General features: G+C 63.4%; 13 protein-coding genes and 1 pseudogene. 8 read left to right on the forward strand and 6 right to left on the reverse strand.

Annotated elements, in window-relative coordinates; genetic code table 11:
* Positions 1 to 20: 20 nt before the first annotated feature.
* Entirely contained in the window at positions 21 to 1,025 is a 1,005-nt protein-coding gene (locus HDG34_RS21740; protein ID WP_184062118.1) for a substrate-binding domain-containing protein, read from the forward strand.
* Positions 1,026 to 1,081: 56 nt separating this feature from the next.
* Here HDG34_RS21740 and HDG34_RS21745 read toward each other — a convergent pair whose 3' ends face one another.
* Positions 1,082 to 2,521, reverse strand: a complete 1,440-nt coding sequence (locus tag HDG34_RS21745) for a DEAD/DEAH box helicase (protein ID WP_184062119.1) — start codon at positions 2,519 to 2,521, stop codon at positions 1,082 to 1,084.
* A 92-nt stretch (positions 2,522 to 2,613) separates the two neighbouring features.
* Here HDG34_RS21745 and HDG34_RS21750 point away from each other — a divergent pair, with 92 nt between their 5' ends.
* From HDG34_RS21750 to HDG34_RS21760, 3 genes are all read left to right on the forward strand, one after another.
* On the forward strand, positions 2,614 to 3,222 hold the full coding sequence (locus HDG34_RS21750) for a TetR/AcrR family transcriptional regulator (RefSeq protein ID WP_184062120.1): 609 nt from the start codon (positions 2,614 to 2,616) through the stop codon (positions 3,220 to 3,222).
* A gap of 109 nt (positions 3,223 to 3,331) precedes the next feature.
* Positions 3,332 to 4,141: an oxidoreductase gene (locus HDG34_RS21755; RefSeq protein ID WP_184062121.1), complete on the forward strand. Its 810-nt coding sequence runs from the start codon at positions 3,332 to 3,334 to the stop codon at positions 4,139 to 4,141.
* A 95-nt stretch (positions 4,142 to 4,236) separates the two neighbouring features.
* Positions 4,237 to 5,238: an NADP-dependent oxidoreductase gene (locus HDG34_RS21760; protein WP_184062174.1), complete on the forward strand. Its 1,002-nt coding sequence runs from the start codon at positions 4,237 to 4,239 to the stop codon at positions 5,236 to 5,238.
* 85 nt (positions 5,239 to 5,323) lie between these two features.
* Here the strand turns inward: HDG34_RS21760 and HDG34_RS21765 are convergent, their stop codons facing one another.
* Both HDG34_RS21765 and HDG34_RS21770 read right to left on the reverse strand, forming a co-directional pair.
* Positions 5,324 to 6,730, reverse strand: coding sequence for an MFS transporter (locus tag HDG34_RS21765; RefSeq protein WP_184062122.1), 1,407 nt, complete (start codon positions 6,728 to 6,730; stop codon positions 5,324 to 5,326).
* Between the two features lie 60 nt (positions 6,731 to 6,790).
* Positions 6,791 to 7,963: a M20 aminoacylase family protein gene (locus tag HDG34_RS21770; protein ID WP_184062123.1), complete on the reverse strand. Its 1,173-nt coding sequence runs from the start codon at positions 7,961 to 7,963 to the stop codon at positions 6,791 to 6,793.
* A gap of 169 nt (positions 7,964 to 8,132) precedes the next feature.
* Between HDG34_RS21770 and HDG34_RS21775 the strand changes: the two genes are divergently transcribed.
* A complete protein-coding gene (locus HDG34_RS21775; protein ID WP_184032685.1) occupies positions 8,133 to 9,083 on the forward strand; it encodes a LysR substrate-binding domain-containing protein in 951 nt (316 codons plus the stop codon).
* A 37-nt stretch (positions 9,084 to 9,120) separates the two neighbouring features.
* On the opposite strand, the gene HDG34_RS21780 is transcribed toward HDG34_RS21775, so the two are convergent.
* Complete coding sequence (locus tag HDG34_RS21780; protein ID WP_184062124.1) at positions 9,121 to 10,014, reverse strand: LysR family transcriptional regulator ArgP; 894 nt, start codon at positions 10,012 to 10,014, stop codon at positions 9,121 to 9,123.
* A gap of 117 nt (positions 10,015 to 10,131) precedes the next feature.
* On the opposite strand from HDG34_RS21780, the gene HDG34_RS21785 reads away from it, so the two are divergent.
* The 3 genes from HDG34_RS21785 (at position 10,132) to HDG34_RS21795 (ending at position 11,348) form a co-directional block, all read left to right on the forward strand.
* Positions 10,132 to 10,761, forward strand: coding sequence for a LysE/ArgO family amino acid transporter (locus HDG34_RS21785; RefSeq protein WP_184062125.1), 630 nt, complete (start codon positions 10,132 to 10,134; stop codon positions 10,759 to 10,761).
* Positions 10,762 to 10,964: 203 nt separating this feature from the next.
* Entirely contained in the window at positions 10,965 to 11,129 is a 165-nt protein-coding gene (locus tag HDG34_RS21790; protein ID WP_184062126.1) for a hypothetical protein, read from the forward strand.
* 57 nt (positions 11,130 to 11,186) lie between these two features.
* A complete protein-coding gene (locus HDG34_RS21795; RefSeq protein ID WP_013089029.1) occupies positions 11,187 to 11,348 on the forward strand; it encodes a DUF1328 domain-containing protein in 162 nt (53 codons plus the stop codon).
* Positions 11,349 to 11,564: 216 nt separating this feature from the next.
* On the opposite strand, the pseudogene HDG34_RS39865 reads toward HDG34_RS21795, so the two are convergent.
* Positions 11,565 to 11,960: pseudogene (locus HDG34_RS39865) on the reverse strand (GNAT family N-acetyltransferase); the annotation flags it as partial.
* Complete coding sequence (gene rfbC / locus HDG34_RS21805; protein ID WP_090803902.1) at positions 11,957 to 12,508, reverse strand: dTDP-4-dehydrorhamnose 3,5-epimerase; 552 nt, start codon at positions 12,506 to 12,508, stop codon at positions 11,957 to 11,959. The pseudogene HDG34_RS39865 and the gene rfbC, both read right to left, overlap by 4 nt.
* Positions 12,509 to 12,511: the final 3 nt, after the last annotated feature.

A 12,511-nucleotide genomic window follows, 5' to 3' on the forward strand; every position in this document is an offset into this window, starting at 1 on the left:
ATCAGGAGAAAGGAGCAGAAATGATCAAGATCATGACGGGGTCCCTCCTGGGGGCGAGTATTCTCGCGTTTGGCCTCGCGCAGACGGCCGGTGCCACTGAGCCGACCACGCCGGGGCCGCTCGGCGCCGGTATGACAATGTATATGCAGATGGGCGGAAACCCTGGCGACGGCGCGACGCTGCCACGTCAGACCGGGGCTGCGGACGCGGGGCATGCCTTAGGCATCAAGGTGATCGAGCAGTTCTCGGCCTGGAGCCCGGAGACAATGCTTGCGCAGTTTCGCCAGGCGATGGCGGCGCATCCGACGTGCATCGGCATCATGGGGCATCCGGGCGATCCAGCCTTCGCGCCACTGATCAAGCAGGCGGTAGACCAGGGCATCATCGTTACCGTCGGCAACACGCCGCTACCCGAGAACCAGAAACTTTACGACGCGAAGGGCTTCGGCTACGCCGGCGTCGAACTCTACGTCGGCGGGCAGATCACCGCGCAGGCGATGCTCAACGCTGGGATCAAGAAGGGCGACGAGGCGCTGGAATACGGTGTGTTCAACGAGAGTGTGCGCAGTCAGTCTGACCGTGGCCTTGCCGAAACGCTGGAGAAGGCCGGCGTAAAGGTGACCAGGCTCAATATCTCCCCTCAGGTGGATTCCGATTCATCGCTCGCCGTGCCGATCCTGGTCGCCTTTATCCAGGCGCACCCTAATCTGAAGGCGATTGGAACTCAGCACGGCGGTGTAACCGGGTTCATTCCGCAGGCGCTCCAGCAGGCTGGCAAGAAGCCGGGGCAAATCATCATTGGTGGCATCGATCTGGCACCGGCCACGATTTCGGGGCTGCAGAGCAAATACATTACCGCGACGCTCGACCAGCAACTTTATCTGCAAGGCTTCCTGCCGGTCACGCAATGCGTGCTCTCGGCTGCTTATCATTTCGCGGGACTGACCATCAACACCGGCGCAGGTGTCCAAACACCTGCGACGATCGACTCGCTCATTCCGTTGATCAAACGCGGAATCCGCTAAGGTCGGATGATGTGAGATGGAATGGCGTGTGCGTTGCCGTCACACACGGATCAGGGTTAGCGTTTGCCGCGACCACCAGCGGGTTTGCCAGCCGGCTTACGTGAACCCGCAACTGGCTTGCTGGCCGGTTTGCTGCGTGGCTTTTGCACGCTGAATGGGCTACCGCTGGACAAGCTTGTGCCTTTACCCGCGGCCACAGCGCGTTGCGCTGCAGGCTTGCGTTTGTTTTCGCCACTTTGCGGGCGCGGTTTTTTGCTGAGCACCTGCATGGCGCCCGGCGCAGCTTGCGGCACTTTGGGCTTCTTAGGCTTTTTGGGTTTCTTGATGATCTGGCCCGTCGCGCCAGTTTGCGGCACGCGGTGTTCGGCTTCAAAACCCGGCTCTTCTTCACGGCGCAGCGTTTGCCGGATCAGCGCTTCAATCGCGGCCAGTTGCGGGGCTTCATCGGCGCACACAAGGGACACCGCCACGCCGCTGGCGCCCGCTCGGCCGGTACGGCCAATACGGTGCACATAGTCTTGCGCCACGATCGGCAGATCAACGTTGATCACCAGCGGCAGATCGTCGATATCCAGCCCGCGCGCAGCCACATCGGTAGCGACCAGCATATGTACTTCGCCCGTCTTGAAGCGCTCCAGCGCACGCAGGCGCGCGGGTTGCGGTTTGTCGCCGTGGATGGTGTCGACCGCATAGCCCGCTTCATCCAGCATGGCCGCCAGGTAATCCACGCCATTGCGGGTTTTGACGAACACCAGCGCGTGCTTCCAGTCGTTCTCAGCCACGAGGTGCATGAAGAGGTCGGGCTTGTTCTTTTTATCCACCGGCACCACCCACTGCTTGATCTTACTGGCCGTGGCATTGGGCGGGCTGACGCTGATATTGACCGGGCCGCGCAGAATGCCCGCCGCCATGGCGCGGATCTCATCGGTAAACGTGGCAGAGAACAGCAGGGTCTGGCGCTGAGCGGGCAAGGCAGCGAAGACGGCGTTGAGCTCGCGCGCAAAGCCCAGATCCAGCATGCGGTCGGCTTCATCCAGCACCAGCGTTTGTACCTGATCAAACTGCACTGCGTTCTGGCGATGGAGATCTAGCAAACGGCCCGGCGTGGCGACGAGCAGATCCACGCCTTTGCGCAACTTCATCATCTGCGGGTTGATGCTCACACCGCCGTAGGCGGCCAGAAATCGTAAGTCGAGGCCTTTGCCGTAAGCGATAAAGCTTTGCAGCACTTGTTCGGCCAGTTCACGCGTGGGCACCAGCACCAGAACACGCGCGCGGTTGCTGGACACCGCAGGGCCGTGTTGCACCAGCCGTTGCAACAGCGGCAGCGCAAAACCCGCCGTTTTGCCAGTGCCGGTCTGTGCCGCGGCCATGACGTCCTTGCCACTGAGCACAGCAGGAATCGCCTTGGCCTGCACCGGCGTAGGTGTCTGGTAATTGAGGTCCTGCACATTGCGCAGCAAGGGATCGATCAGGCCAAGCGAGGCAAAAGACATTGGCGTATTCCGGGCTAAAGCCGCAATTCTAGCGGTTACCGCCTGAACCGTCGGTCTCTGGATGGCCCCTGCAAATCCCGCCGAAATGATATATGATGGTCGTCATGAAAAATCCATCCATCACCCGGAAGCCAGCCAGCCGCAAGGAAATCACGCACGAGCGCATCGTCGAGGTCGCCGCACGCGCGATTCGGCGCAGCGGCTACGACGGCACGGGCGTGGCTGACATCATGAAGGAGGCAGGTCTGACGCATGGCGGCTTCTATGCCCATTTCCCGTCGCGCGAGGTGCTGCTTGCCGAAGCCGCTGACCGCGCCGGAGCTGAATCCGTGGCGCTGTCGGAGCGTATCGCCGCGTCCGTGCCGCCGGAACAGGCGTTGCCGGCGATGATGCGCGCCTATCTGTCGAAGGAGCATTGCGAGAGCATCGAGACCGGTTGCCCGATCTCTGCCCTCGGCTCGGAGATGCCGCGCCAGGCGCCGGCCGTACGGCGCGCGGCCACCCGCCGCATCAAGGAGATGATCGATGTCGTTGCGCGCCAATTGCCCGATTGGGGTCAGCCAGGCGCGCACGAACAGGCGCTTTTGATGATCGCCACAATGGTTGGCACGATGGTGATGGCGCGTGCCGTCGACGACCCCAAACTATCGGAGAGTTTTCTTGAAGCGGCATTGAAAAAACTCGCACCGACTGATGCGTAAATACGCCGGCCCTGTGCCGGTTTTCGTTGGACCAAAAATATGACTGTCATCATATTTTAGTGAAACGAATGCTCAACCAACCACGCAAAGACATCTTGGGAAGAACATCATGCAAACCAAAATAGCGCTCGTGACGGGCGCCTCGTCAGGAATCGGCGAAGCCACGGCAAAGCGGCTTGCGAAGGCCGGATACAAGGTCTACGGCACCAGTCGGCGCGGCCAACGAGCCGGCCAACAGTCGTTCGACATGCTGCCGCTCGATGTGACCAGCGATGCATCCGTTGCAGCCGCCGTCAGCGAAGTGCTGCGCCTGCAGGGCCGCATCGACCTGCTGGTGAACAATGCCGGTTTCGGCGTCGCCCCTGCCGCCGCGGAAGAGAGTTCGATCGACCAGGCACGCACGATCTTCGATACGAACTTCTTCGGGATCATCCGCATGACGCGTGCTGTCGTGCCTCATATGCGGCGACAACGCAGCGGCCGCATCATCAACATCGGTTCCGTGCTCGGTTTTCTGCCCATGCCCTATATGGCGCTGTATTCCGCCACCAAGCACGCGGTGGAAGGTTATTCGGAGTCGCTCGACCATGAGTTGCGTACGCTGGGCATTCGCGTATCGGTCATTGAACCTGCCTACATCAAGACGCCTTTCGACGCGAACTTGATCGCGCCCGACGCCCCTCTCGACGAATACCGCGAGGTGCGCTCGGCCGTGGACAAGCGAGTGAAGGAAGTGGTCGAGGGCGCCGACGGTCCCGAGGTCGTGGCTGAAACCGTACTGCAGGCCGCCATCGCGGCTCGTCCGAAACTCCGCTATACCGCTGGCGGACTCGCCGCCCGTCTGCGATTGCTGCGCAGATTTGCGCCCGCTGGACTGGTGGACGCCGGTATCCGCAAAGATCTGCGGCTGGCAACGTAGACGACGTGACTGTCTCCTCCCTGTTCAAAGGCTCTGCATCCGTGCTATTGCCAGCGAAACAACCAGACTTAACGAGCCACTGACAAGGAACCATGATGCAAGCATTCGTCGTCGATCGATATGGACGCAACAATGGCTTACGATCCGGCGATATGCCGGTTCCAGAGCCGCGCGAGGACGACGTATTGATCCAGATCCACGCCGCGGGCGTGAACCCGCTCGATGCCAAAATCAGAGACGGAGAGTTCAAGCTCATTTTGCCCTATCGTTTGCCGCTGATTTTGGGCAACGATCTGGCAGGGGTCGTCGTGCGCGTCGGCTCGCGCGTGCGGCGATTCAAGCCCGGCGACGAGGTCTACGCGCGCCCGCACAAGGATCGCATCGGCACTTTCGCGGAATTCATCGCGGTCAAAGAGGATGGCGTGGCCCTCAAGCCGACAGCACTCACGATGGAGGAAGCGGCTTCAATCCCGCTGGTGGGATTGACCGCCTGGCAGGCGCTGATCGAAAAAGGGCAATTGAAGAAAGGGCAGAAAGTGCTGATACATGCCGGCTCGGGCGGTGTCGGCAGCTTCGCCATTCAACTGGCGAAGCATGTGGGCGCGACCGTCGCGACAACAGCGAGCGCGCGGAATCTCGAACTGGTGAAGCAACTCGGCGCGGATATCGTCATCGATTACACGAAAGACGACTTTGCGACCATCCTGAAGGACTACGACCTGGTACTGGATACGCAAGGCGGCAATGCGATCGAGAAGTCGCTGCGTGTGCTCAAGGCCGGCGGCAAGCTCATCGGGATCGCCGGTCCGCCTGATGCCGAATTTGCGAAAGAGATCGGTGCGTCGTGGTTCCTGAAAACGGTGATGCGCTTTCTGAGTTATGGCATCAGGAAGGCCGCGAAACGTCATGACGTCAGCTATACATTTCTCTTTATGCGGGCCAGCGGAGAACAGCTTAGCCGGATTGCCGCACTGATCGACGCGCGAGCGATACGACCCGTCATCGATCGGGTCTTTCCGTTTGAGTCGACCCAGGAAGCTTTGGCTTATGTCGAAACCGGACGTACCAAGGGTAAGGTTGTCATCAAGATCCGATAGTCAGCGTGAAGCAGGGCAAATGGCAAAAGAGGCGCGATCGAAAAGATCGCGCCTCTTTTTTCAGCGGACCCCGATCGCCATCACGTCAATCGATCGCCCTACCCGCGGTCTCTCGCATGAACGGCAACGGCAGCAACGACACGAGGCTGCAACCGATCAGATACCACGCCGGCGCGAGATTGCTGCCCGAAATCTGGATCAGCCAGGTCGCGAAAAACTGCGCGAAGCCGCCGAAGATCGACACGCCGAGGCAGTACACGATCGACATGCCGGTCGCGCGAATCGCGCGCGGAAACAGCTCGGGCAGCATCACGATATTGGGCACCGCGGTGAACGTGACGAGCAGCGCGAGGCCCGCGACCACCGCAAGCAGCACCGGCACCGTCGGCGACGCGTTGATCGTCATGAAGGCCGGGTAGACGGCGAGAATCAGCAGCACGCGCGATACCCACAGCACGCGCTTGCGGCCGACCCGATCCGACAGCGCGCCCGCGAACGGCGAGCAGATCACCGTGACCACTGCGCCGGTCCACGCGGCCCACAGCGCGGTCGCCATCGGCAGATGCAGGATGCGGATCGCGTACGTCGACAGGTAGAACAGCACGATGTAGTTCGCCGCGGTGCCGCCGATCGTCGTCAGCACGCCGGTCGTGATCGAGCACGCGTGGTCGCGGAACAGGTCGCGCACAGGTAGCGACGGAACTTGCGCAGCGGGCTTCGCAACGGTATCCGAAGCAGCCTGCGCAACAGCGCCGCCAGACGCTGCCGTGCCATCTTCAACACCCGGCAGCGTCTCGTCGAGATGCCGCCGGATATAGATGCCGACCGGCCCCATCGCCATGCCGATCACGAACGGCACGCGCCAGCCCCAGCTTTCGAGCGCGGCCGGCGACAGCGTCGCGGCCAGGGCAACGCCGAGCAGCGAGCCCACTACCGTGTTCATTCCCTGACTCACGAACTGCCAGCTGCCGTAGAAGCCGCGCGTGCGATCGCTGCCGTATTCGAGCAGTAGCGCCGTCGATGCGCCCACCTCGCCGCCCAGCGCGAAACCCTGGATCAGCCGCGCGAGAATCACGAGCAGCGGCGCCGCGACGCCGATCGCCGCATAGGTCGGCGCGAACGCGATGATCGCGGAACCGAGCGTCATCAGCCACAGCGTCAGGCTCATCGCGGCCTTGCGTCCGGCGCGGTCCGCGTAGCCCCCCAGCACGATGCCGCCCACCGGCCGCATGATGAAGCCGACGCCGAACGTGCCGACCGCGAGCATCAGCTGCACGAGCTGACCTTCGACCGGGAAATACAGCTTGCCGATGATCGTCGCGAAGAAGCTGTAAATCGTGAAGTCGAAAAACTCAAGGCCGTTGCCGAGCGTGATCGCGGCGATCGCCTTCGCGTGGCCGACGCGCTTTTTAGGTTCATCGGCGAGGCGCTGCACATCTAGCGCATCGAGCCCATTGGCGCTCGCGGACCGCGGTGTGGCTGAATAGTCCATCTGTGTCTCCGTCATTATCTTGTGGCTGCTACGGCAAGGCGCTCGCGCACCGCCGCCGCGTCAAACGAGGAACGTCTGCGCGAGCTTGGTCCAGTAGGCCGCGCCGGTCGCGAGGCAAGCGTCGTTGAAGTCGTAGCCGGGGTTGTGGACCATGCAGCCGCCCTCGCCGTCGCCATTGCCGATGATCAGATAGCTGCCCGCGCAGCGTTCGAGCAGGAACGCGAAGTCCTCGCTGCCGGTCAGCGGTTGCATGTCGTGAATCAGCCCGTCGACGCCCAGCCAGTCGAGCGCGACCTGGCGCGCGAGCGCGGTCATGGCTGCATCGTTGACGAGCACCGGGTAGCGGCGCTGATAGTCGACCTCGGCACGCGCGCCGAACACGGCCGCCTGCCCGGTCGCGACCTCGGTGATGCGCTGCTGCAGATGGTCACGCACCTCGGGCCGCAGCGCGCGCACCGACAGGCGCATCTCGGCGGTTTCGGGGATCACGTTTGGCGCTTCGCCCGCGTGAATCGCGCCGACCGTGATGATCGCCATATCGAGCGGCGCGATGTTGCGCGACACGATCGACTGCAGCGCGAGCACGATCTGCGCACACACGACGACCGGATCGACCGCCTTGTGCGGCACCGCGCCATGGCCGCCGCGGCCGATCACCTTGATGATCACCGTATCCGACGACGCCATGAACGACCCCGGCATGAAGCCCAGCTTGGCCGTAGGAAAGCCCGGCATGTTGTGCATCGCGAACACGGCGTCGCAGGGAAACTGTTCGAACAGGCCGTCGTCGAGCATTTTCTTCGCGCCGGCGAGCCCTTCCTCGGCCGGCTGGAAGATCAGATTCAGCGTGCCGTCGAAGCTTTTTTCGCGCGCCAGATGCCTGGCGGCGGCGAGCAGCATCGCCGTATGGCCGTCGTGACCGCATGCGTGCATCTTGCCGGGCAGCTTGCTCGCGTACGGCAGGCCCGTGGTTTCGTGGATCGGCAGCGCGTCCATGTCAGCGCGCAGGCCGAGCCGGCGGGTGCCGTGGCCGAGCTTCAGTTGCCCGACCACGCCGGTCTGCCCCAAGCCGCGATGGACGCTGTAGCCCCACTCCCGCAGGCGGTCGGCGACCAGATCGCCGGTTGCGAACTCCTCGTAGGCCAGCTCCGGATGCGCGTGGATGCTGCGTCGCAGCGCGATCATTTCCTGTTCGACTTCGGCGATGCCCGCCGGAATGACCATCGTGTTCATGCCATCTCCTGTCGATCGGACCTGGCGCTTCAGCGCTTAGTCCGATCCCATGCAACTGGTTGCGCCCCTGTCAGCGTGAACCCAGCATAGCGGCGCCGATATTCGGGCGGCAGGCGTAGAATCGTTGCGGTGCCAACCCTTGGTTGCCCCCGTCACGCCTCTCATTCGAATGAAACTGCATCAGCTCAATACCTTGGCGGCGATCGCCGATACCGGAAGTATCCGGGCGGCCGCCCGCTCGCTGGGGCTTTCCCCGGCCGCCGTGACCAAGGCGATGCGCGAGCTCGAAGCCGATCTGCACGCGCCGCTCGTCGTGCGCAGCGCGAGCGGTGTCGCGTTCACCGAGTTCGGCCGTGCGCTCGTCGTGCATGCGCGGCTCGTGCTCGGCCAGTTGCAGCGCGCGCAAGCCGAGATCGAGGCGTTGCGCGGAGCCGCGGCCGGCAAGCTGTCGATCGGCGTCACGCCGTGGGTCGCGCTGACTTTTCTGCCGCCTGCCGTGCGGCGTTTTCGTGAGCGGATGCCGGAGGTGCAACTGGAATTTTTCGAAGGCCTGCTCGCGGTCGTGCAGCCGCGTCTGCGCGACGGCAGCCTCGATTTTTCGATCGGTCGGCCGCCGCCCGCGTCGCCGCAGTCGGAGTTTCAGAACGCGCCGCTCTTTTCGACGCATGCGGCGGTGGTCGCGCGGCGCGACCATCCGAAGGCCGGTTGCCGCACGCTGCTCGACCTTCAAGACGCGGAATGGATACTGAACTGGGACCCGGCGAGCCGCGAGTCGATGTCGAACAATCTGTTCGTCAAGCGCGGCATGCCGGTGCCGCACACGATCGTGCTCGCGCATTCGCTCGCGATCGTGCTGGGCCTGCTCGCGCACACGGATATGGTCAGCATCTTTCCGTGGCCGCTCGTCGAGGTGATACGCGCGAAGGAAAACCTGTGGGCGCTCCCGCTGCGTGAAACGCTGGACGAAACCATCATCAGCATCACGTCGCGGCGTGGCGCGCCCACGAGCCCGGCGGCCGCCTGCTTTCTCGACTGCCTGCGCGAGACGATCGACGAAGGCGCGCGCTCGCAGGACCCGGAACAGCGCCGCCTGTTTCATTCGATCGAGCTGTTGCTATAGCAGCTGCCGCATTTCTGCATGCGGCACCGCCGCGTAGTCAATCGAGAAACTCTACCGCCCGCTTTCTGAGCATCGCGCTGAAATCGTCGAGCCAGCCGATCGACAGACGCCAGCTCTGCCAGTACAGATCGACGTCGATATGCTTGCCCGGCGCGATCTCGACCAGTTCGCCGCGCTGCAAATGCCCGGCGATCATCCGCTCGGGACACATGCCCCAGCCGAGGCTCATCACGCACGCGCGCAAAAAACCGGCGACGTGCGGAATCCAGTGCAGCGGCGGATCGAGCTCCGCGCGCGTAATGCGCCGCATGAAGCGCTTTTGCAGCTGATCCTTTGGATTGAAGTCGACGCACGGCGTGCGCCGCAGGCTGTCGCGCGTGACACCGTCGGCGAAATAGCGCGCGAAAAACGCCGGCGAGCACACCGCCAGGTATCGCATGCGGCCGAGGCGCGTCGAGCGACAGCCCTGCACCGGTTCGGCCTGCGTCGTGATCGCGCCCTGCACGCTGCCGTCGCGAATGCGCTGCGCGGTGTAGTCCTGGTCGTCGATCACGAGGTCGAGCAGCATTTCGCGTTCGACGCAGAACGGCGCGACCGCGTCGATGAACCAGGTGCCGACGCTGTCGTCGTTGACCGCGACGCGCAGTGCCGGCCACTGCTCGACGAGCGCGCCGGGCAGTGCCGGCAGGCGGCCTTTCAGCTCCGCTTCGAGCAGTTGCACGCGTTCGGTATGGCGGCATAGCAGCGCGCCCGAGGTGGTCGCGACGCACGGCTGCCCGCGCTTCACGAGCACGCTGCCGACGCGCTCCTCGAGCAGCTTGACCCGCTGCGACACCGCGGACGGCGTGATATTGAGCTCGCTTGCGGCACGGTCGAACGAGCCGTGGCGGACCACGGCGGCCAGCGCGTCGAGCAAGGCGTAGTCGAGCATTAGCGTTCCTTAATCGGCATTAAGCAAATTAGCTTCTCTTATGAGATGCCAACCCGCAGACTAGCGCTGTTGGATTTTCCCGTCTATCCCCGCTGCTTTCCTTTTTCCGGACCATTTATGAACTGGTTGTCTTTTTCCCATGGCGCTGCGCTGTGCGCGTCGCTGATCGTTACGATCGGCGCGCAGAACGCGTTCGTGCTGCGGCAGGGCATCATGCGCTCGCATGTCGGCAAGATCGTGCTGTTGTGTACGTTGTCCGATTTCATTCTGATCGGCGCGGGCGTCGGCGGCGCCGCGGTGCTGATGGAGCGTTTCCCGCGCTTCGTGCACGCGATGCTCTATGTTGGGCTCGCGTATCTCGCCTGGTTCGGCATCAGCGCGCTGCGCCGCGCGGTGCGGCCCGGACACGCGGTGCTCGATGGCTCGGCCGGCGCGTCCCGCGATCAGGCGCCGCCTGCGCAACGCGCGCTGCCGATGATCCTGATGACGCTTGCGTTCACATGGCTCAACCCGCACGTCTATCTGGACACGTTTCTGTTGATCGGCACGGCCGGCGCGCGTGAACCGGAAGGCGCGCGGGTCGCCTTCGCGCTCGGTGCGATGACGGTCAGCGCGGTGTGGTTCGTCGCGCTCGGCTATGGCGCTCGCATGCTCGCGCCGCTGTTTCGCCGCGCAACTGCGTGGCGCGTGCTGGATGGCGCGATCGGCAGCATGGTGTTGCTGCTCGCGTTCACGCAATTGCGTTGAGCGTTCGACGCGGGCCTGATTTCAGCGCCGATTCTTGCGGCTCGCCTCGCGCGGCGGGCGCATCGGCTTCGTCGCGCGGCACGAGGTTCATCAGCCGCGCGAGCACCGGACACTTCAGCAGCGACTGCTGGTCAGCCTCCTTCGCCTGGGCATCGGAATAGCGCCCCGTCTCGACCTCCGGCAGACGCAGCGCGAGGCCGCTGATGTCGTCGACGGGCCAGCCGCCGCGCGCGGCGGACCGCTGCGCTTGGCGGGCGGCGCTCGTCGGCTATCTGATCGTGAATCGCTGGAACGTCGGCGGCAATCAAGCGATGGCACATCTATTGCTGAAATCCGCTCGCCGGCATCTCACCCGTGAAGCCGCGTGACGTACGCAACGGGGCGCCGTTCAAACGTCATTTCAACAATCCACCGGTGGAGGCACCATGCTTCGATACGCTGTGATTTTCTTCATCATCGCCATCATCGCCGCGGTGTTCGGCTTTGGAGGCATTGCCGCGGGCGCAACCGAAATCGCCAAGGTGTTGTTCTTCATCTTCCTGGTGATCTTCCTCGTCACCCTGCTGATGGGCGTGATCCGACGCTGACGGCTGCATACAGCGTTCGGTGAATTCACGCCTCGCCCGATGCGAACTGGCCGCGCTGCGTGGGTACCGCGTTGAGGATTGCGCGGCCGCTGTCGCCGTTGCAATACTTGCCGCAGCATATTGCAATAGTTGCCGAAGCATCGGGCGCTTCAATTCTGCTTTCCTTCCGCTTCTTTTCTCCGTATGCCAGAGGCGTCTGCGGCATCGCTTCAGGCCGCATACGCGATCTGCGGCGTCATGGAACGCGATCAGTAACGTGCCGATGCCGCGCCCCTGCCATGCGGGATCGACCGCGAACTGACGCAGGCTCGCGACATCGCCGTGCCGGTATAGCTCGCACGATGCTTCGCCATCCGAAGCATAAAGCGTCATCGTGCCGACGATGTGTCCTTCATACACCGCGACATGGCAATCGCCACGCAGCACACGGCCGCGGGTCGTCTCGATGGTCTGATCCACGCACGTGCAATTGAGCCCCTGCGCGCCGAGCGGCGCAAACGCGCGACACACATAGCGGACCGGAACGGATTGCGGATGGCTTGCGCGACGCTTCACGTTGAGCACCTCGTACTGACTGGATGCCCGAAGTGTAGGGTTGGCCCCGTCGTTCACGAGATGTTTTCAGCCTCGTACAGACGACGGCCCGCCGCATCCTTGCTGCCGAGGATGGGCTGAAAGTCGATCGGCCACTGGATGCCGATGTCGGGATCGGACCACAGCAGGCAGCGCTCGAGTTCGGGGAACCAGTACTCGGTGGTCTTCCACATGCATTCGGCGACATCGGACAGCACGACGAAGCCGTGCGCGAAACCGGGCGGCACCCAGATCTGCCGATGGTTGGCTTCGCTCAGATACTCGCCGCTCCATTTGCCGAAGTTCGGTGAGTTCAGGCGCACGTCGACCGAGACGTCGAAGATCTCGCCGCGCACGACGCGCAGCAGCCGCCCCTGGGGACGCTGCACCTGGTAGTGCAAGCCGCGCAGCACGCCATGCACGGCGCGCAGATGGCGGTCCTGCACGAAGTTGAAACCCTGCGCGACGTCGTCCGAAAACTCGTCCGCGCTGAAACTCTCGAAGCAGAAGCCGAACTCGTCGATGAACACTTCCGGCTCGATGAGTTTCACCTCCGGCAATGCCGTCGCCATGACCCTGTTGCCCATCGC

This window comes from Paraburkholderia sp. HC6.4b, from assembly GCF_014200875.1.
GTDB classification, from domain to species: domain Bacteria; phylum Pseudomonadota; class Gammaproteobacteria; order Burkholderiales; family Burkholderiaceae; genus Paraburkholderia; species Paraburkholderia tuberum.